This window comes from Phycicoccus sp. Soil803 (assembly GCF_001429685.1).
GTDB lineage: Bacteria > Actinomycetota > Actinomycetes > Actinomycetales > Dermatophilaceae > Pedococcus.
The window spans coordinates 3,690,111-3,714,863 of sequence record NZ_LMST01000001.1; the positions used below are offsets into that span (position 1 = coordinate 3,690,111).

The 24,753-nt window shown below is 70.7% G+C and carries 21 protein-coding genes; 14 read left to right on the forward strand and 7 right to left on the reverse strand.

All coding sequences use genetic code 11. The features are described 5' to 3' along the window. The first annotated feature begins 95 nt into the window (after window positions 1–95). The 10 genes from ASG95_RS17200 (at window position 96) to ASG95_RS17245 (ending at window position 10,858) form a co-directional block, all read left to right on the forward strand. Window positions 96–1,565 (forward strand): aldehyde dehydrogenase, encoded by a 1,470-nt coding sequence (locus ASG95_RS17200; RefSeq protein WP_200961930.1) that lies wholly within the window; start codon window positions 96–98, stop codon window positions 1,563–1,565. Window positions 1,566–1,665: 100 nt separating this feature from the next. After that, window positions 1,666–2,778, forward strand: a complete 1,113-nt coding sequence (locus ASG95_RS17205) for an NAD(P)-dependent alcohol dehydrogenase (protein WP_057378225.1) — start codon at window positions 1,666–1,668, stop codon at window positions 2,776–2,778. A gap of 64 nt (window positions 2,779–2,842) precedes the next feature. Further along, window positions 2,843–3,766: an SDR family NAD(P)-dependent oxidoreductase gene (locus ASG95_RS17210; protein ID WP_056924081.1), complete on the forward strand. Its 924-nt coding sequence runs from the start codon at window positions 2,843–2,845 to the stop codon at window positions 3,764–3,766. After that, a complete protein-coding gene (locus tag ASG95_RS17215; protein ID WP_304438271.1) occupies window positions 3,763–4,740 on the forward strand; it encodes an amidohydrolase family protein in 978 nt (325 codons plus the stop codon). The genes ASG95_RS17210 and ASG95_RS17215 overlap by 4 nt, the downstream gene beginning before the upstream one ends. After that, window positions 4,737–6,290 carry a long-chain fatty acid--CoA ligase gene (locus tag ASG95_RS17220; protein WP_057378226.1) on the forward strand — a complete coding sequence of 518 codons (1,554 nt, stop codon included), beginning with the start codon at window positions 4,737–4,739 and terminating at the stop codon, window positions 6,288–6,290. Before ASG95_RS17215 ends, ASG95_RS17220 begins: the two co-directional genes overlap by 4 nt. After that, window positions 6,287–6,757, forward strand: a complete 471-nt coding sequence (locus ASG95_RS17225) for a MaoC family dehydratase (RefSeq protein WP_057378227.1) — start codon at window positions 6,287–6,289, stop codon at window positions 6,755–6,757. The genes ASG95_RS17220 and ASG95_RS17225 overlap by 4 nt, the downstream gene beginning before the upstream one ends. Window positions 6,758–6,762: 5 nt before the next feature. Continuing rightward, window positions 6,763–7,725: an alpha/beta hydrolase gene (locus tag ASG95_RS17230; RefSeq protein WP_057378228.1), complete on the forward strand. Its 963-nt coding sequence runs from the start codon at window positions 6,763–6,765 to the stop codon at window positions 7,723–7,725. Window positions 7,726–7,728: 3 nt separating this feature from the next. Beyond that, the gene (locus ASG95_RS17235; RefSeq protein WP_057378229.1) at window positions 7,729–8,874 is read left to right on the forward strand and encodes an aromatic ring-hydroxylating dioxygenase subunit alpha; all 1,146 of its coding nucleotides are present in this window, start codon (window positions 7,729–7,731) and stop codon (window positions 8,872–8,874) included. Then, window positions 8,871–9,902 carry a PDR/VanB family oxidoreductase gene (locus ASG95_RS17240; RefSeq protein WP_057378230.1) on the forward strand — a complete coding sequence of 344 codons (1,032 nt, stop codon included), beginning with the start codon at window positions 8,871–8,873 and terminating at the stop codon, window positions 9,900–9,902. Before ASG95_RS17235 ends, ASG95_RS17240 begins: the two co-directional genes overlap by 4 nt. A 14-nt stretch (window positions 9,903–9,916) precedes the next feature. Next, window positions 9,917–10,858, forward strand: a complete 942-nt coding sequence (locus tag ASG95_RS17245) for an alpha/beta hydrolase (RefSeq protein ID WP_057378231.1) — start codon at window positions 9,917–9,919, stop codon at window positions 10,856–10,858. 56 nt (window positions 10,859–10,914) lie between these two features. Here the strand turns inward: ASG95_RS17245 and ASG95_RS17250 are convergent, their stop codons facing one another. Then, window positions 10,915–12,399, reverse strand: a complete 1,485-nt coding sequence (locus tag ASG95_RS17250; protein WP_082592760.1) for an MFS transporter — start codon at window positions 12,397–12,399, stop codon at window positions 10,915–10,917. Between the two features lie 102 nt (window positions 12,400–12,501). On the opposite strand from ASG95_RS17250, the gene ASG95_RS17255 reads away from it, so the two are divergent. Then, window positions 12,502–12,978: a MarR family winged helix-turn-helix transcriptional regulator gene (locus ASG95_RS17255; protein ID WP_056924087.1), complete on the forward strand. Its 477-nt coding sequence runs from the start codon at window positions 12,502–12,504 to the stop codon at window positions 12,976–12,978. Between the two features lie 127 nt (window positions 12,979–13,105). On the opposite strand, the gene bioD is transcribed toward ASG95_RS17255, so the two are convergent. The 4 genes from bioD to bioB form a co-directional block, all read right to left on the reverse strand. Further along, a complete protein-coding gene (bioD, locus tag ASG95_RS17260; RefSeq protein WP_369820392.1) occupies window positions 13,106–13,864 on the reverse strand; it encodes a dethiobiotin synthase in 759 nt (252 codons plus the stop codon). Then, window positions 13,857–14,981: an 8-amino-7-oxononanoate synthase gene (locus ASG95_RS17265; protein WP_057378233.1), complete on the reverse strand. Its 1,125-nt coding sequence runs from the start codon at window positions 14,979–14,981 to the stop codon at window positions 13,857–13,859. The genes bioD and ASG95_RS17265 overlap by 8 nt, the downstream gene beginning before the upstream one ends. 12 nt (window positions 14,982–14,993) lie before the next feature. Then, complete coding sequence (locus ASG95_RS17270; RefSeq protein ID WP_369820393.1) at window positions 14,994–16,319, reverse strand: adenosylmethionine--8-amino-7-oxononanoate transaminase; 1,326 nt, start codon at window positions 16,317–16,319, stop codon at window positions 14,994–14,996. A gap of 215 nt (window positions 16,320–16,534) precedes the next feature. After that, complete coding sequence (gene bioB / locus ASG95_RS17275; protein WP_057378235.1) at window positions 16,535–17,551, reverse strand: biotin synthase BioB; 1,017 nt, start codon at window positions 17,549–17,551, stop codon at window positions 16,535–16,537. Window positions 17,552–17,807: 256 nt separating this feature from the next. Between bioB and ASG95_RS17280 the strand changes: the two genes are divergently transcribed. Further along, on the forward strand, window positions 17,808–18,809 hold the full coding sequence (locus ASG95_RS17280) for an aldo/keto reductase (RefSeq protein WP_057378236.1): 1,002 nt from the start codon (window positions 17,808–17,810) through the stop codon (window positions 18,807–18,809). 19 nt (window positions 18,810–18,828) lie between these two features. On the opposite strand, the gene xylB is transcribed toward ASG95_RS17280, so the two are convergent. Next, window positions 18,829–20,283, reverse strand: coding sequence for a xylulokinase (xylB, locus tag ASG95_RS17285; RefSeq protein WP_057378237.1), 1,455 nt, complete (start codon window positions 20,281–20,283; stop codon window positions 18,829–18,831). A 12-nt stretch (window positions 20,284–20,295) separates the two neighbouring features. After that, window positions 20,296–21,474 carry a xylose isomerase gene (xylA, locus tag ASG95_RS17290; RefSeq protein WP_057378238.1) on the reverse strand — a complete coding sequence of 393 codons (1,179 nt, stop codon included), beginning with the start codon at window positions 21,472–21,474 and terminating at the stop codon, window positions 20,296–20,298. A gap of 64 nt (window positions 21,475–21,538) precedes the next feature. Between xylA and ASG95_RS17295 the strand changes: the two genes are divergently transcribed. Both ASG95_RS17295 and ASG95_RS17300 read left to right on the forward strand, forming a co-directional pair. Further along, window positions 21,539–22,771 (forward strand): ROK family protein, encoded by a 1,233-nt coding sequence (locus ASG95_RS17295; RefSeq protein WP_235543987.1) that lies wholly within the window; start codon window positions 21,539–21,541, stop codon window positions 22,769–22,771. A 243-nt stretch (window positions 22,772–23,014) separates the two neighbouring features. Then, window positions 23,015–24,247 (forward strand): FAD-binding protein, encoded by a 1,233-nt coding sequence (locus tag ASG95_RS17300; RefSeq protein WP_057378240.1) that lies wholly within the window; start codon window positions 23,015–23,017, stop codon window positions 24,245–24,247. Window positions 24,248–24,753 lie beyond the last annotated feature (506 nt).

Here is a 24,753-nt window from a genome sequence, read left to right on the forward strand (position 1 = left end):
TTCTGGGGGATCTACGTGGAATCACCCATTGACAAGTCGTCCAAGCTCGAAGCAGACTTCAATCCGACAGGAATCCTGATAATGGAGGCAGCACAATGAGCATGGAGACAACGACGTTTCCCCGGGGTGAGCTGTTCGTCGCAGGACACTGGCGACAGTCCGGCACCGGTGCGCGGCGTGATGTGATCGACCCCGCGGACGGTGGCCTGCTGACCACGGTCGCCGAGGCCGACGCCGGTGACGTCGCCGTCGCGGTGGCTGCCGCACGCGAGGCCTTCGACAACGGCCCCTGGCCCCGGATGCCTGGCCGCGAACGGGCCCGCATCCTGCACCGGGTCGCCGACCTGATCCGCGAGCGCGCGGACGAGCTCGTCGCCATCGAGAGCCACGACGTCGGCAAACCGGTCACGCTGTGCCGCGCCGTCGACGTGGAGACCGCGGCCGAGCAGTACGAGTACTGCGCGGCCCTGGCCCAGGGCATCGACGGCGCCACGCGCGCCACTCCCCTCGGCGCCCTGGCCTACACGCTCCGCGAGCCGGTCGGCGTCGTCGCCGCCATCACGCCGTTCAACTTCCCGCTGATCCTGTCCAGCACCAAGATCGCCCCCGCCCTGGCGGCCGGCAACGTCGTCGTGCACAAGCCGGCGGACGACACGCCGCTCAGCGCCCTGTTCATGGCACAGCTGCTGCACGACGCCGGCGTCCCCGACGGTGTCCTCAACGTGGTGACCGGCAGCGGGCAGGTCGTCGGCGAAGCCCTCCTGCGGCACCCGGGCGTGGACAAGATCGCGTTCACCGGCTCGACCGCCGTCGGTCGCCACGCGGCGAGCGTGGCCGGCGAGCACCTCAAGCCGGTCACGATGGAGCTGGGCGGCAACGCGGCACACCTCGTCTTCGACGACGCAGACCTCGACATCGCCATCGGCGCGGTGATCAAGGCCTTCGTGTTCAACTCCGGCCAGTTCTGCATGGCCGGACCCAGGTTGCTCGTGGCCCGACCCTTGTACGAGACCGTCCTGGGCATCCTGGCCGACGCGGTGCCCACGGTGCCGATCGGCAACCCCCGTGAGGCCGCGACGGTCGTCGGCCCGATGGCCGGGGAGCGTCAGCTGCGCAACGTCGCGGAGTGGGTCGACCTCGCCCGGAAGGAGGGCGGTCGGGTCGTGTGCGGCGGTGAGCGCCTCGAGCTCGACGGCGGTTACTACTACATGCCCACGGTCATCGCCGACCTGCCGGATGACTCGCGGGTGGTGGCCGAGGAGGTCTTCGGCCCCGTGCTCACCGTGCAGGCCTTCGACACCGAGGACGAAGCCGTCGCACTCGCCAACGGGACGGCCTACGGGCTGGCCGCCGGTCTGCAGACGCGCGACCTCACCAGGGCGCACCGGGTCGCGTCGCGCCTGCAGGCAGGCATCGTCTGGGTCAACGACTGGGCGATGCTCGACCCGGCCATCCCCTTCGGCGGAGTCAAGGACTCCGGCTTCGGGCGTGAGTACGGCCCCGAGGCCCTCGAGGCCTACACCAGGGTCAAGTCGGTCGTCGTGTCCCTCCCGCCACCGGCCTGACCGCCGGCCTGGTCCCCTCCAGTCCCGCTACCGCCTTCTTCGGTCGCCCGACCTCTCCCGCTCGCCGGGTCCCTCACCTCGACACGTTCAGGAGCTCGCCATGCCCATTGCCACCCAAGCCGCTGTCATCGAGGCCGGCGGCGCGCCATTCACCGTCCACGACGTCGAGCTGGACGAACCACGACCTGGCGAGGTCCTCGTCAGGATGACCGCCGCCGGCCTGTGCCACACCGACCTCGGCGTCGCCTCCGGTGGACTGCCCTTCCCCCTGCCGGGCGTGCTCGGTCACGAGGGCGCCGGCGTCGTCGAGCGGGTGGGTTCGGCGGTGACCTCGGTCCAGCCGGGCGACCACGTCGTGCTCTCCTTCACCTCCTGCGGGAGGTGCGCCAACTGTCGGCGTGGCCACCCGGCATACTGCGCCACCTGGTTGCCCGCGAACCTGATCGGCGGCACGCGCGACGACGGATCCGCGACCATCACGCGGGGCGGTCAGCCACTCGGCAGCCACTTCTTCGGACAGTCCTCCTTCGCCCGAGCCGCGATCGCCGACGAGCGCAGTGTGGTCAAGGTCGACCCCGCCCTGCCACTCGAGCTGCTCGCTCCCTTGGGGTGTGGCGTGCAGACCGGCGTGGGCGCGGTCTGGAACGTCCTCGACCCGCGCCCGGGCAGCACGGTCGTCATCGCCGGAGCAGGCGCCGTCGGCCTCTCGGCGGTCATGGCCGCCGCGCTGACGCCCGCCCTGCGGATCGTTGCCGTGGACGTCGTGCCGCGGCGGCTCGACGTCGCGCGCAAGCTCGGCGCCACCCACGTGGTCGACGCCTCCACCGAGGACTTCGCCGCTCGCGTCGCCGAGATCACGGGCGGCGCCGGCTGCGACGGGGTGATCGAGACCACTGGCAACGTCGCCGTGCTGCGCCAGTCCGTCGACGCGCTCTCCGCGCGTGGCACGGTCGTCGTGGTCGGTGCCCCGCCGTTCGGTACCGAGGTGAGCCTCGACGTCAACGGCATGCTCGGCGGCAAGAAGGTCGTCGGCGTGACACTCGGCGACAGCGAGACCCAGACCCTCATCCCGGTGCTGGCGTCGATGGTCGCCGACGGACGGCTGCCGGTCTCCGAGCTGGTGAGCTTCTACGACTTCGGCGACATCCAGCAGGCGGTCGAGGACGTCAAGAGTGGCACCGCCATCAAGCCGGTGCTGCGCTTCACCGACTGATCGGCCGCACCCCCGTACTGCTGCTGCAGACCACGCACCACCCAGGAACCAAGAGGAGCAACACATGGACATCACCGGCAAGGTCGCCGTCGTCACCGGCGCAGGTCAGGGACTCGGCCTCGCGTACGCGAAGGCACTGGCCGACGCGGGTGCCGCTGTCGTCGTCAACGACGTGCAGCAGGAGACCGCCGACGCGGCGGTCGAGGCCATCACCGCGAGCGGTGGTCGCGCCGTGGCGGAGGTCGTTCCCGTCGGCACGACTGAGGCGGCTGAGCGGCTCGTGGGCCGCGCCGTGCAGTCGTTCGGCCGACTCGACGTCATGGTCACCAATGCGGGGGTGCTGCGCGACCGGGTCCTGTGGAACATGACCGACGAGGACTTCGACACGGTCGTCCACGTCCACCTCCGCGGCACCTTCACCTGCGTCCGAGAGGCTGCGCGGCACTTCCGCACCCAGGGCGAGGGCGGGCGGGTCATCCTGGCCGGCTCACCAGCGGGTCAGCGGGGCAACTTCGGGCAGACCAACTACGCCGCGTCCAAGGCAGGCATCGTCGCCATGGCGCGGACCTGGGCGATGGAGCTCGCCAAGGCCGGCGTCACCGTCAACGCGGTCATCCCCAACGCCGCCACCGCCATGACCGAGACCATCCCCTTCCTCGCGCCCTACGTCGACCTGATGACGCAGGGACTTCCGGTGCCCTCGGTCGTGCGTCGCGCCGCGTCGTTCGGCACACCGGAGGACGTCGCCGGGCTGGTGGTGTACCTCGCGTCCGACGCCTCGGCCGACGTGACCGGGCAGGCCATCGGCATCGGTGGCGACCGGCTCTCGCTCTGGTCGCACCCGACGGAGATCCGCAGCGCCTTCCTCGACGGTGGCTGGACCGCCGACGCGCTCGCCGAGGCGTTCCGGTCCACGGTCGGCGAGAGCCTCGAGAGCTACGGCATCCCGATGCCGGTGCTCCCCGAGCTGCAGGCCCACGGCGCGTGAGCGTGCCCTCCCCTGCCGCGCCCGCCAGTACCGTCGCCCCGCGGTACGCGCCGCAGCTAGACCTCGACGGCCTGACGGCGATCGACGTGCACACGCACGCCGAGACCGACGGCTGCGGACACTTCTCGCTGCCGGAGAACCTCCGCGCCGGGGCCGACAAGTACTTCGGCGTCGACGGCGGCGGCCCGCCCACGCTCGACCAGCTGGCGGCCCACTACCGGGAACGGCGGATGGCCGCGGTGGTCTTCACCGTCGACGCGGAGGCTGCGCTCGGTCACACCCGGATCGCCAACGAGGCGGTGGTCGAGTCGGCACGACGCAACGCCGACGTCCTCATCCCGTTCGCCAGCATCGACCCCGCCAAGGGCAAGGCCGGTGTCGCCGAGGCACGCCGCCTGGTCGAGGACCTCGGCGTCCGCGGCTTCAAGTTCCACCCGAGCGTGCAGGCGTTCTACCCCAACGACCGGAGCGTCTACCCCTTCTACGAGGTGCTCGCGGAGCTGGGCATCCCAGCGCTGTTCCACAGCGGCCAGACGGGGATAGGTTCGGGCCTGCCTGGCGGGGGCGGCATCCGGCTGAAGTACTCAAACCCCCTGCACCTGGACGACGTCGCGGTCGACTTCCCCGACCTCACGATCATCATCGCGCACCCGTCATTCCCCTGGCAGGACGAGGCGCTGGCGGTCGCTTCCCACAAGCCGCGGGTCTACATCGATCTGTCCGGCTGGTCTCCGAAGTACTTCCCGCCCCAGCTGGTGGCGTACGCAAACACCTTGCTCAAGGACAAGGTGATGTTCGGCTCCGACTTTCCGCTGATCTCGCCGGACCGCTGGCTTGCGGAGTTCGGGAAACTGGGCATCAAGGACGAGGTGCGACCGCGGATCCTCAAGGACAACGCCGTCACCGCGCTCAACCTTCGCCCGCCGACGCCAGACCACGACGGCAGCCGGGCGCGGCGGAAGGAGCCGTCATGAACATCCCCGGTATCGGCAGCTGGCCCGCACGCAGGGCGCGCATGACCCCTGACGTCATCGCGCTCGCCACCGACGAGGAGGAGCTGAGCTACACCGAGCTGGCCGCCAAGGTGGAGGCCACCGCCCGAGCGCTCGGCGAGCTGGGGGTCGCCGCGGGCGAGCGGGTCGCCTATCTCGGTCAAAACAGCGTCGACACCTTCGTGTGCTTCTTCGCCACGGCTCGGCTCGGCGCGGTCTTCGTCTCGCTCAACACCCGGCTTGCTGCTCCGGAGATCGCGTACATGCTCCAGGACAGCGGTAGTGCGGTGCTGGTCCACGGCAGCGAGTGCACCGAGCTCGTGCGCGCAGCTGGCCCGGCTTCCAGCGGCGTCGGTCACGTGCTCACGACCGAGGAGCTGCGACGCTCCACCACCATGCACCCGCGCGAGGTCTCGTGGCCGGACGAGCTGGTGCCTCACGACGACGCGGTGCTGATCCTCTACACCTCGGGCACCACGGGCCGCCCCAAGGGAGCGGTGCTCACCCACGGCAACATCACCTGGAACACCATCAACCAGCTCGCCCACGTCGATGTGCTCAGCACGGACGTCGCGCTCTGCGTGGCACCGCTGTTCCACGTCACGGGCCTCGGGCAGGTGTCGATGCCGACGCTGCTCAAGGGCGGGACCGTCGTCGTCGTGCCCAAGTTCGATGCAGGCGCCTTCCTCGCGCTGATCGAGCGGCGCCGCGCCACCTCGTTCTCCGCCGTCCCGACGATGCTCCAGATGCTGTGCGACCACCCCGACTGGGGATCGGCCGACCTGTCGTCGCTGCGGTACGTCATCTACGGCGGGTCGCCGATCACCGAGCGGGTGGCGAAGGCCTGGCTGTCGCGCGGCGTGGTGCTGCAGCAGGGCTACGGCATGACCGAGGCGGCTCCAGGTGTCTTCATGGGACTGCCCGAGGGGGCCGTGTCACGCCCGGTATCCGCCGGGGTGCCGCACTTCTTCACCGACGTGCTGCTCGAGGCAACCGATGGTGTCCGGTCGTCAGGGCCGGGGCAGGGCGAGCTCCTCGTCCGCGGGCCGCACGTGTTCGCCGGCTACTGGCGCCGCCCCGAGGAGACGGCCGGCGCCCGCACCGACGACGGGTGGTACCGCTCGGGTGACGTGGTCCGCATCGACGAGGACGGCTGGGCCTACGTCGTCGACCGGGTCAAGGACGTCATCATCTCCGGTGGCGAGAACATCTACCCCGCGGAGGTGGAGGCGGTCATCACCGAGCTCCCGGGCGTCGTCGCCGCCGCGGTCGTCAGCCTGCCGGACGAGCGCTGGGGAGAGGTGGGCTGCGCCTACGTGTGCCAGCGGCCCACCCAGGGGTCCGGCGAGGCGCTGGACGAGGCAGCGCTGCGCAGGCATCTCGAGCAACGGCTGGCTCGCTACAAGATCCCCCGGTACATCGAGTTCTGCGAGGACCTTCCCACCAACGCCACCGGCAAGGTGCTCCGCTCGGTGCTGCGCGACCGGGCGGCACGTGCCCATTCATCACCCGACAGGACGGAAACCCCATGACACACAGCTCCACGACGATCTCGCACCCCAAGGACCTGCTCACGATGGTGGGCGACGACCTCGGCACGAGCCCGTGGGTCGAGGTGGGCCAGGACCGGATCAACCTGTTCGCCGATGCCACGGGCGACCACCAGTGGATCCATGTCGACGTCGAACGCGCGAAACAGGGGCCGTTCGGCGGGCCGATCGCCCACGGCTACCTCACGCTGTCGCTGCTCATCCCGCTCTGGTCGCAGATCCTGGTCTTCGAGGAGCTCGGCATGGCAGTGAACTACGGCCTCAACAAGGTTCGCTTCCCAGCACCTGTTCCGGCCGGTTCCCGCGTGCGCGTCACGGCGTCGCTGGCCGGCGCCGAGGAGGTCGCGGGCGGTGGGGTCCAGGCCACCATCGACGCGGTCATGGAGCTCGAGGGCGCACCCAAGCCCGTCTGCATCGCGCAGATGGTCCACCGCTACTACAAGGACTGAGCCCAATGACCTATGCCTTCGACCCCGAGCTGGCGCCTTGGGTGCCCGCGCTGTCCGACCTGCCCTTCGCCGACTACGTTGCCGCCCGCGCAGGCGAGGCGGCGCTGCTCGAGGCGCTGCCGGCATACCAGCCGACCTCGCCGGTCGAGGTCCTCGACGTCCTCGTGCCCGGCCCCGGCGACGCGCCGCCGGTGCCGGTCCGGGTCTACACCCCCACTGCCACGGAAGCCCCACGTCCGGGTCTGGTGTACCTGCACGGGGGCGGCTTCGTCCTCGGCAGCCTCGAGCTGTACCACTCCGACGTCCTGCGCATCGCCGACCAGGTGGGCGCGGTCGTGGTCTCGGTGGACTACCGGCTGGCGCCGGAGCACCGGTTCCCGGCCGGCCTCGAGGACTGCTACGCCGCGCTCGTCTGGACCGCCGAGAACGCCACCGAGCTCGGCATCGATCCCGACCGGATCGCGGTCGGTGGCGAGAGCGCCGGGGGTGGCCTGTCGGCGGCGGTCGCCCTGCTGTCTCGCGACCGGGGCGGGCCCGCCCTGTGCTTCCAGTATCTCGGCATACCCGAGCTGGACGACCGGCTCGAATCACCCTCGATGCAGGCGTTCCACGACACACCGCTCTGGAACCGGCCCACCGCGGAGGTCAGCTGGGACTACTACCTCGGCGAGGGGGTGCGTGGCAGCGAGAGGGTCGAGCCGTATGCCGCGCCGGCGCGGCACACGGACCTCGCCGGACTTCCGCCCGCCCTGGTGACCACGTGCGAGTTCGACCCGCTCCGCGACGAGGGCATCGCCTGCGCCCAACGCCTGGTGCAGGCCGGCGTGCCGACCGAGCTGCACCTCTACCCGGGTACGTTCCACGGTTCCGCGATGATCCCCGGCGCGAGGGTGACCCAGCAGATGGTGTCCGACCAGCTCGAGGCCCTCCGCCGCGCCTTCCGTGCGTCGGTGACGCAGGGGGTCTGAGCGGTGACCGACCTGGTGGCGAGCGGACGCGTGACCGCGAAGATCTTCCCGTACCCGCTGAACGCCTGGTATGCCGTGGCGTGGGACCACGAGGTCACCAGCAAGGGCCTCCTGGCGAGAACCGTCGCGGGACAGCCGATGGCGATCTACCGGACGACCGACGGCCGGCCGGTGGCGCTGGCCGATGCGTGCTGGCACCGGCTGGCGCCACTCTCGCAGGGGAGGCTGGTCGGACGCGACGAGGTGCAGTGCCCGTACCACGGGCTCCGGTTCAACTCCGCGGGTCGCTGCACCCAGATGCCGGCCCAGGAGACGATCAACCCCTCCGCGATGGTGCCGTCGTACCCCGTCGTCGAGCGCTACCGGTTCCTGTGGGTGTGGCCCGGCGACGTGACCCTGGCGGACCCGGGGCTGGTCCCCGACATGCACCAGATGGACCACCCCGCATGGGCCGGCGACGGGCTGACGATCCACGCACCGTGCAACTACCAGCTCGTGCTCGACAACCTGATGGACCTCACGCACGAGGAGTTCGTCCATGGCAGCAGCATCGGGCAGGCGGAGCTGAGCGAGTCCGGCTTCCGCACCCGCCTCGAGGACGACGGCAGGGTGACGGTGGAGCGCTGGATGCTCGATGTCGACCCGCCGCCGTTCTGGCGCAAGAACATCCGTGAGAAGTTCCCTGAGTTCGACGGCAGGGTCGACCGGTGGCAGATCATCCACTACGAGGCCCCCTCCACGATCTGCATCGACGTCGGCGTCGCGCGGGCCGGCACCGGCGCTCCCGAGGGCGACCGGAGCCAGGGCGTCAACGGCTACGTCATGAACACGATCACCCCGGAGACCGACCGCAGCTCCCACTACTTCTGGGCCTTCATGCGCAACTACCGGCTGGACAGCCAGCTGATCACGACACAGCTGCGCGAGGGCGTGAAGGGCGTGTTCGCCGAGGACGAGGCGATGCTGTCGGCCCAGCAGGCGGCAATCGACGCCAACCCGGACCACGAGTTCTACAGCCTCAACATCGACGCCGGCGGTATGTGGGTGCGCCGGATCCTCGACCGGATGCTGACCGCGGAGGGCCGGGGTGCCGCAATGGGCGAGGACGGCGCAGACTCCGGGGCCGCCTCCTCGGTGCAGGCGCGATGAGCACCGGCACCCAGCCCGACTGGCGGCGGGGACGGGTCGTCGCCAGCGACCCTGTGGCACAGGAGACCCGGCGGATCACCATCGAGCGACCGGCACGCGGGCGCGCTGCCCCGGGCAGCCACCTCGATGTCCGTGTGCGGATCGGGGATGTGACCGACACCCGCTCGTACTCGGTGGTCGAGTCCGACCCCAGTGGCGGCCGGCTCACCATCAGCGTGCTGCGCTGCGTGCCGTCACGGGGCGGCTCGACCTTCATGCACGAGCTCGCTGTCGGCGACGAGGTCGAGGTCACCCAGCCGCTGCAGAACTTCCCGCTGCGGGTCGGCGCGCGCCGGTACGTTCTCCTGGCCGGCGGGATCGGGATCACCGCGCTCGTCGAGATGGGACGGGTGCTGCGCTCGTTGGGTGCCGACTACACACTCGTCTACGTCGGACGCAGCCGCGGCCGGATGGCCTACCTGCGAGAGCTCACCGCGCTGCACGGCAAGCGGCTCGTGGCGGCGATCGACGACGAGGGGTCCGCCCTGGACGTGGCCGCCCTCGTTGCTGGCGTTGCGCACGATCCGCTCGGTGCGGAGACGGAGCTCTACATGTGCGGCCCGATCCGGTTGATGGATGCCGTTCGTCGTGAGTGGGAGAGTGCGCAGCTGCCTGCCTCGAACCTGCGCTACGAGACCTTCGGCAGCAGCGGCTGGTTCCGGCCCGAGGAGTTCACCGTCCGAATCCCCCAGCTGCAGCTCGAGACGACCGTGGGGGCGGACGAGACGATGCTGGAGGCCCTGACGCGCGCCGGCGCAGACCTCATGTACGACTGCCGCAAGGGAGAGTGCGGACTCTGCTGTATCGACATCGACCAGGTCGACGGCAGGGTGGACCATCGCGACGTCTTTCTCAGCAGCGCCCAGAAGAGCGGCGACCGGTCCTTGTGCACCTGCGTCTCCAGGATCGTCGCCGCCGGCGCACGCGACAGGCCTGCCGTCTCGCTCGTGCTGCCCGGCGCGGCTGCACGAACCCCCAGCCTTCCCTGACCGAACGGAGTCTCATGTCTGCCCTCTCGCAGCCGATGGTGGCCTCGCTGGCCGCCAAGGCCATGCAGCGCCTCGTCGTTGCCGGCCAAGGCCGGAGCAAGCGCCGCTCCCCGCTCGCGCGCTTCCCGGACGTCCCACGCGACGCCTTCGAGCTGTCGATCCCGACCTCGATCGCACCCGCCAGGGCTGTCGTGTACCTGCCTGCGAAGACGGACGGCAACCCGCCTCCCGTGCACGTCAACTTCCACGGGGGCGGCTACGTCATGCCGCTCCTCGACGGGGATGACCCCTTGTGCCGGTTCCTCGCCGCCGATGCGGGTGTCGCCGTCATCAACGTGGACTACGTCCTCGCTCCCCAGCACCCGTTCCCGGCGGCGCCCCGACAGGCGTTCGAGGTGGTCCGGTGGGCCGCCTCACACGGTGCCCAGCACGGCTGGGACGGCACCCGTCTCACCGTGGGCGGCCAGAGCGCCGGAGGCGGGCTCGCCGCGGCAGTCGCGCGCCAGGCCCTCGAGGAGGGCGGCCCTGCCCTCGCACTCCAGGTGCTCCACTACCCACCGCTCGACCTCGCAACCAGTGCCAAGGACAAGCGTGCCGCCATCCCCAAGCCGTTCCTCCGCCCGTGGATGGCCGAGATCTTCGACAGCTCCTACGTCCCCGACCGGCAGGCCCGCTTCGACCGCCTCGTCTCACCGGCCAACCCGGCCGATGACGAGGACCTGACCGGAATCGCCCCTGCCCTCGTCATCACGGCGGCCTTCGACCTGCTCAAGGCAGAAGGGGCGCGGTACGCCGACCGACTGCGACGAGCCGGCGCCCTGGTCGAGCACCACGACGTGTCAGACGCCGACCACGGGTACGACGGCGAGGACGACGCCAAGGCACGTGCTGCCTACTCCCTGATCGCCCGTCACGTCCACCGGGCCACCACCCCTGAGTCGGCCAAGGCCCCCTGAGCGCCGCTCCGGCGAAATCGGCCCATCGTCGCCTCCTTGGCGCGTGTGGCGATCGGTCAGGCATCGAAGACGACCGGCTCATCGCTGCGTGTGCCACTCGTGAACCTGGGCAGGAACCGGGCACCCACCGTGAGCAGCAGGGCGATCAGGAACTGGATGCCGACCGTGGTCGCGAAGGCGGTCGGGATGCTGTGCGGCTCGAGGGCGAGGTAGATGGTGCCGAGGGTGGCCACGCCCAACGCGAGGCCGGACTGCTGGAGCGTGATCAGGACGCCGCCTCCGATGCCGGCGTGGTGCGCCGGGACGTCGGTGATCACGACGCGGAACAGACCGGCGAACAGCAGAGACTGGCCGGCGCCGATCAACGCCAGTGGCCCGGCGAGCGCGATGAGGGCGACGTGCGGCCAGGTTTCGACCATGACTGTGGCGATGAGGGCCAGACCGAGGGCCTGGGTTGCGGCGCCGGCGGCGATGGCGGCGCGGCCGTACCGGTTGATGATCTTCGCGCTGACGAGGGAGCCGAGGAGGAACATCGCGGCCATCGGCAGGATCGACAGCCCGCCGACCAGTGCGTCCGCGTGCAGCCCGTTCTGCACGGTGAGTGCGAAGACGAACATGAAGGAACCGAAGCCCACGCTGAATGGCAGGACCATCGCCAGGCCGCGCGCCATGGACGGCAGCCTGAGCACGGATGGCGGCAGCAGCGGAGTGAGTCCCGCGCGCTCGCTGCGCCGTTCGACTCTGACTGTGAGGGCGCCCAGCACGACGGCCAACCCGAGCAGCGCCCAGGTCCAGGTCGGCCAGCCGAGCGTGTGACCCAGGCTCAGCGGCAGCAACAGCGCGACGAGGGTCCCGCCGAAAAGCAGAGTGCCCGGCAGGTCGACGCGGCTTGGGTGCGGCGACCGGGTGGCTGGGACGACGTGTCCGGCGATGTAGTACACGGCGACGCCGAGTGGCACGTTGATCAGAAAGATCGGTCGCCAGGAGGACCCGGCGATGTCCGCGGTCACCAGCAGCCCGCCGGCGAGCTGTCCGACGACGGCGGCGATGCCGGACGTCGCCCCGTAGAGCGCCAGCGCGCGAGTCTTGCGTTCACCCTCCAGCACCGCATGGAACGTCGCCAGGACCTGCGGGACCAGCGCAGCCGCGGTCGCGCCCTGGACCAGCCGCGCCGCGACCAGGACCCAGGTGTTCGGGGCGAGGCCGCAGGCGGCCGACGCGAGCACGAATCCGGCAGCGCCGATCTGGAAGAGGCGATGCCGCCCCATGCGGTCGCCAAGCCGCCCGCCAAGGACCAGCAAGGCCGCGTAGGCCAAACCGTAGGCAGCGACCACCAGTTCGAGTGCACCGGGGGTCGCACGCAACGACCTGCCGATGCTGGGCAGCGCCACGTTGACGATGAAGAAGTCCGCGATCGGCAGGAAGGCACCAGCCAGGAGGATGAACACGCCCAAGGGGTGGAGGCCTCCGGCCCGGGCCACCTCGCGCGGCGAGCCTCGGCGGGTTCCTGCGACGCCGGCTTGGACAACGACTTCGGTCATGACACGCCCACTTCGTAGAGTGTTAATGCTTTCATAATCAATATAGACTCATAACTACGCTTTGCTCATACGTATGTCAAGCCGAGCAGTTAGGGTGTCGGAATGGTTGCCAGAGGTGGACGACGTCCCCGTGGGGCACGTCGAGCCGACCAACGCTGGGCCGAGCTCGGCGACCTCGCACTGGTCGTCGCCCGGGAGATCCAGATCCGGCCCTACCTCGACGAGCGCGTCCTGCACCTCTCGCCGTCCGAGGGCATGGTGATGCGCCATCTCCAAGGGGGCGACGCCGCGACCCCCACCAGCATCGCCGCTGCCGTCGGACTGCAACGCACGAACGTCTCCACGGTGCTACGCGGCCTCGAGCAGAAGGGCCTCATCGAACGCAGCACGAACACCGAGGACCGGCGCGTGGTCACCGTGCAGCTGAGCGAACGCGGGCGCGGGCACTACGAGCTGGCCCGCAACGAGTGGGCCGCCGCAGTAGCCTCGGCCGCGGGCAACGACACCCGCCAGCTCGACGCAGCCATCGAGCTCCTGACCCGAGTCCGAGACGGAATGACCTCGTACCGGCGAGGCTGATCCTCCTGGGCGAGACACCGCGCCTACCGCCACCCGCAATCGAGCGCGGACAGCGCGCGGGCCAACGCGCTACCCGGAGGCGTTGGCGGGAGACGACGAGCGACTCGCCCACGCACGGGAGAACAGATCAAGTCTTCGACAGCCAGCTGCCTGCCCGAGAGCCGAACTCTCCGGCAGAGAGGGCTCCGGCGCCGCTGGGCAGGGTCCCGAGCAGGGGTGCGTTGGCGACCCGTGGGAGGTCGAGCAGGTTCGACTGCTCAGCCATACCGGGCTCCGTCGGGTACGAGCCGACCACGACCCCCAGCAGCGGGAGGCTCCGGGACGCCAGGGCCTCGGCGGTGAGGGCGGTGTGGTTGAGGGTCCCGAGGCTGGGACTGGCCACCAGGATGAACCCGGTACTGATTCCCTTGTAGCGCAGCGCTGTTCCGATGTCGGCCAACGTGCCGCCGCGGCTGTCGAGCCGTACCAGCAGCCCACCGGCCCCCTCGACCAGCACGACGTCGACGTCGGTCGCGATGGCAGCAATGGCCCGCGCGTGGGCGGCGACGGGAGGCAGGGTCACGTTCTCGAGCCGTGCCGCCGCGTCCGGCGCCAGTGGTGCGTGGAGCCGGACGAACTCGTGGAAGGTGACGCCCGGGTCGTCGCCGAGCAGCGTCTGGACGGCCTGGATGTCCCCGTCCTCGCCTTCGGTCACCCCCGTCTGCACTGGCTTCACCACGGCCACCGCGGCTCCGCGTCGGCGCAGCATCACGGCGAGGGCGGCTGTCACGACGGTCTTCCCCACGTCGGTGCTGGTGCCGGTGACGACGACGACCTTGGGCAGGGAGATCGGGTCGGAGGTGTCGGGGTCAGCCATGTCGGGGTCGGGCTCCGTCAGGTCAGCCACGCGCGACCAGTCCCCGCAAGACCTCGACGGCGTGGTCGAGCACGTCGGGCCCGTGATCCGCATGGGCCGTCAGCCGCAGCCGCGAGCTGCCGTCCGGCGTGGATGGCGGCCGGAAACAACCGATGTGTATGCCGCGCTGCTTCGCTTGGGCGACCGCCGCGAGGGCCTCCGCGGGTCCGGGCATCGTGACCGAGAGGACCGCCCCGGCCGGGGCGTCCACGCCGCAGGCCTCGGCCAGTCGTGCCGAGTTGGCCCGCGCAGCGGCCGGCAGGTGAACGTCGCCGGCCAGGACGTCGAGGGCACCCAGCGCCGCCCCCGCGGCGGCCGGCGCCAGTCCAGTGTCGTAGATGAACGGACGCGCGGTGTTGACGAGGTGGTCCCGCACCGCCTCGTGCGCGAGCACCGCTCCCCCTTGGGCCGCAAGCGATTTCGAGAGCGTGACGGTGACGACGACGTGCTCGCGGGCGATGACACCGGCCTGCGCGGCGCCGCCCTGACCACGCTCCCCCACGACCCCGAGTCCGTGGGCGTCGTCCACGACCAGCACGGCACCGAGCTCCTCGGCAAGGTCAGCCAGCGGCCCCAGCGGAGCGGCGTCGCCGAGCACCGAGTAGACCGACTCCACCACGACGATGGCTCGCGGCTGGATGCGGGTGGTGAGCAGCTCGCGGACGTGGTCGAGGTCGTTGTGGCGGCTGACGGCGACCGTTCCTCGGCTGAGGCGGGCCCCGTCGATGAGGGAGGCATGAGCGTGGGCGTCGGAGACGATCAGGGTCTCCGGGTCGGCCAGGGAGGTCAGGACGGCGAGGTTCGCGTGGTAGCCCGTCGACAGCACCAGCCCCGCTGGCGCCCCGGTGAGGCGGCACAGCGCGCGCTCCAGCTCCTCGTGGATCTCCAGCGTGCCGGTCACCAGCCGGGACGCCCCCGCTCCGCCGCCGTACGTTTCCGCCGCGGCGACGGCGCCCGCGACGACGGCCGGGTGCCGGCGCAGGCCCAGGTAGTCGTTGCCCGCCAGGTCGACCAGCTCACCGGTCTTGAACGGCCTGACCTCGCGGCGCAGCCCGCGGCGGTCACGCTCGTCGGCGCGGTCGGCCAGCCAGTCCAGGAACGCACTCACGCGGGCATCCTCTCAGCCGTGCACCGTGGCGACGGACTGCACCATGGCGTCGCAGACGGTGGCCAGGTCCTCGGCGGACGTGACGTAGGGCGGCATCGCGTAGACGAGGTCGCGGAACGGCCGGATCCACACGCCACGCTCCAGCGCTGCAGCCGTGAGCTCGGCAACCCGCGCCGGCTCCCGCAGCTGGATCACGCCGACTCCCCCGAGGACACGGACATCAGCCACGGCAGGGAGGTCGGCGGCGGGCTTCAGGCCGGTGGTCAGACCAGCCTCCAGACCCCGCACCTGGGCACTGAAGTCGTTGTCCTGCACCAGGTCGAGACTCGCCAGCGCCACTGCACAGGCCAACGGGTTGGCCATGAAGGTGGGCCCGTGCATCAACGCTCCCCCGGCCCGCTCGGTGTTCACCCCGATGGCCACCTCGTCGGTGCACAGGACCGCCGCCAGCGTGACGTAGCCGCCCGTGAGTGCCTTGCCGACGCACACGATGTCGGGCACGACCCCGGCGCGCTCCATCGCGAACAGGGTCCCGGTGCGGCCGAACCCGGTGGCGATCTCGTCGAAGATCACGAGAGCACCGTGTTCGCGGGCCAGCTCGGCCAGGACCTGCACCACGTGCGGGCTGTGGAACCGCATCCCTCCGGCCCCCTGGAGCACTGGCTCCAGGATGACCGCGGCGACCTCGTGCGCGTGCGCCGCGAAGAGCTCACGGGTCTGGCGCTCCCACGCCAGCATGGCCGGGTCGTCCGCCGCGACGTCGATCCCCGCCGGCGGGACGGGCGCGAAGACGTGCTCGGGCAGGATGCCGGTGAACAACGAGTGCATCCCCCCGACCGGGTCGGTCACCGACATCGGAGAGAACGTGTCGCCGTGGTAGCCACCGCGGATCGTGAAGAACCGGGTGCGCCGGGCGCCGGCTCCGCCCCCGACCCCGACCTGGAACTGCAGCGCCATCTTCATCGCCACCTCCACGGACACCGAGCCCGAGTCGGCGAAGAACACCCGCTGCAGAGCCGCTGGGGTCAGCGCCACGAGCCGCTCGGCCAAGGCGATGGCGGGCTCATGGGTCAGGCCGCCGAACATCACGTGGCTCATCCGCGAGAGCTGGGCCCGCACCGCGTCGTCGAGCTCGGGCACGGCGTAGCCGTGGATGGCACACCACCACGACGACATGGCGTCGATGGCCTCCACAGCCGAGCCACCCGGCATACGCAAGGACAGGCGGACGCCCGCGGCGGACTCCACGAGGTAGGACGCGGCAGCAGATCCCGCCGACGAGTAGGGGTGCCAGACGTGGTCGCGGTCGAAGGCCATCAAGCGGTCGAAGCCAGCCACGCCGTCAACCATCACTGCGGGTCTCTCCGTGGACGGCGCACCGCGCGGACCAGCCGCGCGGGAGCACCTGCACCTTCATCCGGCGACGGCACCGCTCGCAGAACCGCGGCGGCTCCAGGGTGAGCGCCCGGTCGCACGCCGCATGGTCGGCGTCTTCCCGCGCCTGGCCGCAGCGTCCGCACCACGGGCCCTCGCTCGGCATACCGGTCACGCTCTCAGAACGTCTCGCTCAAGGCCTTGATCGGCATCTCCAGCTCGGAGAGCAGGCTGAGGTCTTCCTTCGGGTCGCGACCCAGGGTGGTCAGGTAGTTGCCGACGATCACGGCGTTGATCCCGCCGAGCAGCCCCTCACGGGTGCCGAGGTCGCCCAGGGTGAGCTCGCGCCCACCGGCGTACCGCAGGATCGTCCGCGGGAGCGCGAGCCGGAACGCCGCGATCGTGCGCAGGGCGTCCCGCGAGTCCATCACCGGCAGGTCACCGAACGGCGTCCCCGGGCGCGGGTTGAGGAAGTTCAGCGGCACCTCGTGGGGGGCCAGCTCACCCAGCTGCGCGGCCAGCTCGGCGCGCTGCTCGAGCGTCTCACCCATGCCGACGAGCCCGCCGCAGCAGAGCTCCATGCCGGACTCCTTGACCATGAGGCAGGTGTCCCAGCGCTCCTCGAACGAGTGCGTGGTCACCACCTGCGGGAAGAACGACCGCCCCGCCTCGAGGTTGTGGTTGTAACGGTGCACGCCCATGTCGACCAGGTCGTCGACCTGCTCCTGGCTGAGCATGCCCAAGGAGGCCGCCACCTGGATGTCGACCTCCGCCTTGATGGCCGCCACACCCTCGCGCATCTGGGTCATCAGGCGGGCGTCGGGACCCCGCACCGCAGCGACGATGCAGAACTCGCTGGCCCCGGTCTCACGCGTCTGCCTGGCCGCGCGGACGAGCTCGGGGATGTCCAGCCAGACCGAGCGCACCGGGGAGCTGAACTGGCCCGACTGGCTGCAGAAGTGGCAGTCCTCGGGGCAACCGCCGGTCTTGATCGAGACGATGCCCTCGACCTCGACCTCTGGCCCGTTGAACTGCAGCCGCACCTCGTGGGCCAGGGCGAGCAGCTCCTCGAGCTGGTCGTCGGAGGTCTGCAGCACGGCGAGGATCTGGTCGTAGCCCAACGGCTCACCCCGCCCAAGCACCTGCTCACGGGCGATCGAGAGGATGTCTGCGCTGACGGTTGCCTCGGCGGTCATGGAGCGAGTCTGGCGCAGCCGTGGGTGGGTTGCGGACCGATCTCAAACCCCGAACGTCCAGGCGGCCGGCGGCGCCCGAGTCGTCGGCTCCCCGCTCCGTGTCGGGCGGTAGCCTTCTCGCGATGCGGTCCAGTCGCGATGTGGTCCAGTCGTTACCTGGTTCGGCTCGGATACCAGCGACGCAGGCCAACGCCTGTGTCAGGCGAGGAACAAACTCTCGAGCGGACAGACCACGGCCTGAAAGGGGCGAGCGTCGGTGGAGCAACGGGTACTAGGGCGTACTGGCAGGCACGTGTCGGTGGTCGGGCTGGGGACCTGGCAGCTCGGCGGCGACTGGGGCGACGACGTCGGTGACGGCCAGGCCTTGGGGATCCTCGAGGCCGCGGCCGCTGAAGGGGTGACGTTCTTCGACACGGCCGACGTCTATGGCGACGGGCGCAGTGAGCAGCTGATCGGCCGCTTCCTACGCGAGTCCGACCCGGATCGCGACATCACCGTGGCGACCAAGATCGGACGTCGAGCCGAGCAGGTGCCGGAGAACTACACCCTGAAGAACTTCCGCCTGTGGGCCGACCGATCGCGGCGCAACCTGGGCGTGGACCAGCTCGATCTCGTGCAGCTGCACTGTCCGCCGAGCGATGTCTACTCCCAGGACGCCGTCTTCGACGCCTTGGACACCCTCGTTGACGACGGGGTCCTGGCCCATTACGGCGTGAGCGTCGAGCGGGTCGACGAGGCCCTCGCCGCGATCAGTCGACCGCGGGTTGCAACGGTGCAGATCATTGCGAACGCCTTCCGAGTCAAGCCGATCGAGCAGGTCCTGCCTGCCGCTGCCCGAGCGGGTGTCGGCGTGATCCTGCGGGTCCCGCTCGCCTCCGGCCTGCTTTCTGGGAAGTACGACGAGCAGACCACCTTCGCGGCGGACGACCACCGGACCTACAACCGGGACGGCAGCGCCTTCGATGTCGGCGAGACCTTCTCCGGAGTCGACTTCACCACGGGGGTGGAGGCTTCGAGGACCTTCGCGGAGCTGGTCCGTCAGGAAGCGCCAGCCGGCACGACCAGCGCTCAGGCGGCCATCGCGTGGCTCTGCCAACAACCCGAGGTGTCCACCGTCATCCCGGGCGCGCGCACCGTGCAGCAAGCCCGGGCCAACGCGGCGGCAGGCTCCGTGCCAGCGCTCGGGCCTTCCTTCACCAAAGAGGTCATGGCGATCTACGACTCCCGCTTCCGGGAAGCCGTCCACTCCCGCTGGTGAGCTCCGGGGCCGTCGCGCGTCACCGCAGCTGGGACCCTGCGACCTCTCGCGCCGCCTCGCGGTAGCGCTCGAGGACCGTGGGCGTGGCCTCGGCCTCGAAGGTCGCGACCTGCCCGGGCTGCCACTTCGGCGGTTCTGCCGCGCCGGAGAGGACCCAAGCGGCCTGGCGCGCTGCCCCGTCCGCGACGTACTCCCCGGGCGACGGCACTTCGACCGGCACACCGAGGATCGCAGGCGCGATCTCGCGCACGGCCCGGGACCGAGCTCCCCCACCGACGAGCGTGACCCTCTCGATGGGCACGCCTTGGCGGCGCACCGCCTCCATGCCATCGGCCATGAGGCAGAGCAGACCCTCGACCGCCGCGCGAGCCAGGTTCTCCCGGCTCATCGACTCGAGCGTCATGCCCCACAGGGAGCCGGTTGCTCGCGGCAGGTTGGGCGTGCGCTCGCCCTCGAGGTAGGGCACGTGGACGAGACCGCCCGCGCCGGGACCCGCGGCAAGGGCGAGCTCGGTCAACCCGTCATGATCCACACCGAGGAGGCGAGCGGTGGCGTCGAGGACCCGCGCGGCGTTGAGGGTGCACGCGAGGGGGAGGAACTGCCCGGTGGCGTCGGCGAAGCCCGCCACGAGCCCGCTGGGATCGGAGGTGGTGGTGTGCGACACCGCTGCCACCACGCCCGAGGTCCCGAGGGAGACGGAGGTCTCGCCGGGCCGTAGCCCGAGGCCCAGAGCAGCGCCGGCGTTGTCGCCACAGCCGGGTCCCAGCTGCAGGTGGCCTCGGCCGGCGGTGTGGTCCCCGTGCCCGGCCGCCTCGCTCGGGCCGAGGACCCGAGGCAGGACGATCGAGCTCACGTCCCGCTCGTCGCGGCGCAGCGCGAGAGCGAGGAGGTCACGGCGGTAGTCGCCGGATGCGGCCGAGAAGTAGCCCGTGCCCGAGGCGTCCGAGCGGTCCGTCACGAGCGCCTCGAGCGAGGTGGCCCCCGACAACCGCCAGGTCAGCCAGTCGTGTGGGAGCGCCACAGCGGCCACCCTGTCCGCAAGCTCCGGCTCGTGGTCGGTCAGCCACCGCAGCTTGGTTGCGGTGATGGCAGCCACCGGGACGGTGCCGACGGCCTCGGCCCAACGGCGGGATCCTGTGTCGGCGTCCCCGTCCCCGAGCTCGAGGACCAGGTCCGTGGCGGCCTGCGCCGATCTGGTGTCGTTCCAGAGCAGGGCGGGCCGGACGACCTGGCCGAGGGCGTCGAGGGCGACCATGCCGTGCTGCTGACCGCCGACCGAGGCGGCCTCGACGTCGTCGAGGCCACCTGCCCGGGCCAAGGCCTCGTCGAGGGCGCGCCACCAGCGCTCCGGGTCCACCTCCGTGCCGTCGGGATGCTGGGCCGAGCCCTCTCGGACGAGGCGGCCCGTCTCCGCGTCGCGGATGACGACCTTGCAGGACTGGGTGGAGGAGTCGATACCCGCGACGAGGGTCATCAGACGGTCCGGTCAGCCGATCAGGTGCTCGAGCGCGAGCTGCTGGAGCTTCACGAAGCCGTAGTCGCGCTCCGCGGCCTTCTCCGGGTCGAAGCCGTCGTCCGTCGCCAGGAGGTCGGCCACGGTCTCGCCCGGTTCCAAGGTGGGCCGGGCAAGGTCGAGCACCCCGGCATACTCCATCGCTTCCTGGACCCGCGCGTCGGCGCGGTACGCCTTGGCCTTGTCCGCAAGCATGATGTACATGGACATGCAGGCCCGTGCCGACTCCCAGACGCCCTCCATGCCCTCCGTGCGGGACGGCTTGTAGTCGAAGTGCCGCGGCCCGTCGTAGCGCGGGCCGTCCGGGTGGCCGGGAAAGCCGTTCTCGATCAGGTCGACGGTGAAGAACGCGGAGATCAGGTCACCGTGGCCGAAGACGAGGTCCTGGTCGTACTTCAGGCCGCGCTGCCCGTTGAGGTCGATGTGGAAGAGCTTGCCGCTCCACAGCGCCTGACCCAAGGCGTGGGTGTAGTTCAGGTTGGCCATCTGCTCGTGCCCGGTCTCGGGGTTGAGCCCGACGATGTCACCGTGCTCGAGCTCGGCGATCAGCGCGAGGGCGTGGCCAGCGGTCGGGAGGAAGATGTCACCCCGCGGCTCGTTCGGCTTGGGCTCGAGGGCGATCTTGAGGTCGTAGCCCTGGGCCTTGATGTGGCCCGCGACGGTGTCCAGACCTTCCTTGTAGCGCTCCATGGCGCTGAAGACGTCCTTGGAGCCGTCGTACTCGCTGCCTTCGCGGCCACCCCACATCACGAACGTGCTGGCGCCCACCTCCGCGGCCAGGTCGACGGCGCGCAGGACCTTGCGCAGGCCGAAGCGGCGCACCGACCGGTCGTTCGCGGTCAGGCCGCCGTCCTTGAAGACCGGGTGCGTGAACGTGTTGGTGGTGACCATCTCGATGACCAGGCCGGCCTGGTCGGTGGCCTCCTTGAACCGCCCGAGGATGCGCTGCTTCGTGGCGTCGTCGGCGTCGAACGGGAACACGTCGTTGTCGTGGAAGGTCACGCCCCAGGCGCCGAGCCCGGCAAGCTTCTCGGAGTACTCCCACGGATCGAGGGCGGGCCGGCTGGGCCCGCCGAACGGGTCGGTGCCCGTCCAGCCGACGGTCCAGAGACCGAACGAGAACTTGTCTTCCGGGGTGGGCTGACGAACCACGGCTACTCCTCAGGTAATTTGTTTTCGCGTACAACATATAGAGGCCAGAAGGTAGGGTCAAGGGGTGCCGACACCCTCCGCTGCCAGCGCCGCGCGGCCGGATCCGCCAGCCGTGGAGCCGCTGGGCGCGAGACAGTCCACCCTGCGGGAGAGCAACCTGTCCCTGGTGGCCCGGACGGTGTGCGCGTCCCCAGCTCCGCTGTCGCGCGCCGGCGTGGCTGCCCGCACCTCGATGACTCGTTCGACCGTTTCGCGGCTGGTCGACGATCTCGTCGCAGGAGGGGTGCTGGCGGAGCTCGAGCCGCCCGCGGTGACCGGACCGGGCCGACCAGCCATCCCGCTCGTCCCGAGCAGCGGGCTGGTGGCGCTCGGCCTGCAGGTCAACGCCAGCTACCTCGCCGCCCGGCTCGTTGACCTGCGCGGTCGCGTGGTGGCCGAACACGTCGAGTACGACGACCTCGTCGGCTGCGATCCACGCTCGACGCTCGGCCGCCTGGGGGCCCTGAGCAAGCAGGTGCTCGGCCAGGCACAGGGCGCCCGACTGGTGGGCGCCGGCCTTGCTCTGCCCGGGATCGTCTCCTCGGGATCCGGCCGGCTGCTGCTCGCACCCAACCTGGGCTGGTCCGATCTCGAGCCTGCCGCGTTCCTGGACGACGAGGCCGTGGGCGGCACACCTTTGCGGATCGGCAACGAGGCGGACCTGGCCGCCCGGACGGTGGCGCGGGTCGCACCGGGCCGTCCTGGCCGGCTGGCGGACTTCATCTACCTCTCCGGCGAGATCGGCATCGGCGGCGCCGCGGTCGTCGACGGGCAGGTCATGTCGGGCCGGCACGGCTGGGCGGGGGAAGTGGGACACGTCTGCGTGGACCCCGACGGCCCACCCTGCCGCTGCGGGTCCACCGGGTGCCTCGAGCAGTATGCCGGTCGGCAGGCGCTCGTTGCCGCCGCCGGACTCGCTCCTGACGCGACCCCCGCCGAGCTCGCGGAACGGTTGCGGTCAGGCGACTCCCGCGCGAAGACCGCCGTCGCGAGCGCCGCGTGGGCCCTGGGCATCGCCCTGGCGGGTGTCGTGAACGTCCTCGACATCCCGGCCATCGTCCTGGGCGGTCACCTGGGCCAGATCACCGAGCTTCTCCGGCCGGACCTCGAGCAGCAGCTGCGCCGGCGAGTGCTGTCCGCCCGCTGGGTTGCCCTGACCATCGAGCCGGCGGACGGCGACCCTGCCCCGGGCGCGACGGGGGCGGCCCAGCTCGAGCTGACCGCCGTCCTCGCGAACCCGGCGAAGTGGGTCGACTGAGCCGGCCGCCCTCGCCCGATGGATGGGGCGGCGGGCGGCCGGGACGATTCCTGGCCTCTTGTGGCGATCCTGAGTGCGGTGTTACCGTCCCCACGGCTTTAGTTTTGCCACGCACCAAACTAGCGAGCCCGCCCATCCACGCGGGCCGCTGGGTCGCTGGCAGACCAGGCTTCGCCGTCACGGCAGTTCGAATCGACAACGTCCGCGCCCCCGGGCACACCTTCGGCGAAGGAGCCGCACGACATGCAGACCAACTGGGCCGGGAACCACGTGTACCGGGCCGCTCGCCTCGAGGAGCCCGGATCCGTGGCAGAGCTCCAGGAGCTCGTGGCCTCGCACGAGCGCGTGCGGGCACTGGGCTCGCGGCACTCCTTCACGGACATCGCCGACACCGACGGCGTGCTCGTGTCGCTCGCGAACCTGCCCGACGACGTGGACATTTTCGAGCCCGGCCGCAGCGTCACGGTCGGCGGTGGGGTTCTCTATGGCCACGTGGCAGAGTCGCTCCAGCAGCGTGGTTGGGCCATGGCGAACATGGCGTCCTTGCCGCACATCTCGGTCGCGGGCGCCGTGGCCACTGGCACGCATGGGTCCGGCGACCGCAACGGAAGCCTCGCGGCGGCTGTCAGTGCAGTAGAGGCGGTGGGGCCCTCAGGCGAGATCTACCGGCTGCAGCGTGGTGACGCCGACTTCGCAGGCAGCGTCGTGGCGCTCGGGGCCCTGGGGATCGTCACCGCCCTGACCCTCGACATCGAGCCCAGCTTCGACGTGCGCCAGGACGTCTTCACGGACCTGCCCTGGCCGGTGGTCGAGCAGAGCTTCGACGACATCACCGGCCGCGCATACAGCGTCAGCCTCTTCACGGACTGGACTGCCGACTCGGTGCAGCAGGTCTGGATGAAGAGCCGGGGCACCGACTCGCCAGGGGACCTCCTCGGTGCCGTGCCGGCGACCGCCACGCTCCACATGCTCCGCGGTGGAGCGACCGAGTCGGTCACCGAGCAAGGTGGCGTCACGGGTCCTTGGCACGAAAGGCTCCCGCACTTCCGGATGGCCTTCACGCCCAGCCGGGGCGAGGAGCTGCAGACCGAGTACTTCGTACCCCGCCGGCACGCCCAGGCGGCCTTCGCCGCCATGCGGCGGCTCGGCCCCCGCATGGCGCCGCTCCTCCAGGTGGGTGAGATCCGCACCGTCGCCCGGGACGAGCTTTGGCTCAGCGGTGCCTACCAGGAGGATGTCGTCGGCCTCCACTTCACGTGGGTCCGCGACCCGGAGGCCGTGTATGCCGTCCTGCCCGCCATCGAGGCCGAGCTCCGTCCGCTCGACGCCCGGCCGCACTGGGGCAAGTGCTTCACCGCCTCGCGGGACCAGCTGCTGGCCGCGTACCCCAGGCTCACGGACTTCGTCGCCCTGCGGACCAAGGTCGACCCTGGGGGCAAGTTCGGCAACGCATTCCTCGAGCGCGTCCTGGGCTGAGGACCACGCTCCGACGCCGCCGCGCGACGCCGTTCGAGCACCCCGGATCACCAGAAGCCCTGATCGATGCGCACGGCACTCCGCCCCGCATGACGTCGTAGGGCCAGTCCGTCGGGACCCAGCATGACCGGACTGACCAGTTGGGTCCGAGCCGAGCTCAGGCGTGGATCCGGCACCGCACGAGTCGGCGCCAGTCGGCTCGGCAAGGGCTATGTTGGTCGGGACAGGTCCAACTCGTCGTCGCCCTGGACCCGGTGACTTCAGCTGCTGCACCGCTTGGCAGAGGAGACATCGTGTGGCACCGCCCGCGACCAGCGTCCCGACAGGCTCGAAGAGCCGACCGGGCATCTCCGATGGGCAGGACGTTTGGCACTGGCACGCATGCACCGAAGCCACTGTGCTTGTTTCCGCGCCGCCCCACCACCGCCGGTGGGCCGATAAGGAGACCAGCCATGGCCGAACAGGCCGCCGCAACGCCCGTCGTCGATAGCTCCGTCGTCAGAGCA

Coding starts and splice junctions, on each gene's coding strand:
- ASG95_RS17200 (WP_200961930.1), top strand. CDS start 96: ATGAGCATGGAGACAACGACGTTTCCCCGGGGTGAGCTGTTCGTCGCA.
- ASG95_RS17205 (WP_057378225.1), top strand. CDS start 1,666: ATGCCCATTGCCACCCAAGCCGCTGTCATCGAGGCCGGCGGCGCGCCA.
- ASG95_RS17210 (WP_056924081.1), top strand. CDS start 2,843: ATGGACATCACCGGCAAGGTCGCCGTCGTCACCGGCGCAGGTCAGGGA.
- ASG95_RS17220 (WP_057378226.1), top strand. CDS start 4,737: ATGAACATCCCCGGTATCGGCAGCTGGCCCGCACGCAGGGCGCGCATG.
- ASG95_RS17225 (WP_057378227.1), top strand. CDS start 6,287: ATGACACACAGCTCCACGACGATCTCGCACCCCAAGGACCTGCTCACG.
- ASG95_RS17230 (WP_057378228.1), top strand. CDS start 6,763: ATGACCTATGCCTTCGACCCCGAGCTGGCGCCTTGGGTGCCCGCGCTG.
- ASG95_RS17240 (WP_057378230.1), top strand. CDS start 8,871: ATGAGCACCGGCACCCAGCCCGACTGGCGGCGGGGACGGGTCGTCGCC.
- ASG95_RS17245 (WP_057378231.1), top strand. CDS start 9,917: ATGTCTGCCCTCTCGCAGCCGATGGTGGCCTCGCTGGCCGCCAAGGCC.
- ASG95_RS17250 (WP_082592760.1), bottom strand. CDS start 12,399: ATGACCGAAGTCGTTGTCCAAGCCGGCGTCGCAGGAACCCGCCGAGGC.
- ASG95_RS17255 (WP_056924087.1), top strand. CDS start 12,502: ATGGTTGCCAGAGGTGGACGACGTCCCCGTGGGGCACGTCGAGCCGAC.
- bioB (WP_057378235.1), bottom strand. CDS start 17,551: ATGACCGCCGAGGCAACCGTCAGCGCAGACATCCTCTCGATCGCCCGT.
- xylB (WP_057378237.1), bottom strand. CDS start 20,283: ATGACCCTCGTCGCGGGTATCGACTCCTCCACCCAGTCCTGCAAGGTC.
- ASG95_RS17300 (WP_057378240.1), top strand. CDS start 23,015: ATGCAGACCAACTGGGCCGGGAACCACGTGTACCGGGCCGCTCGCCTC.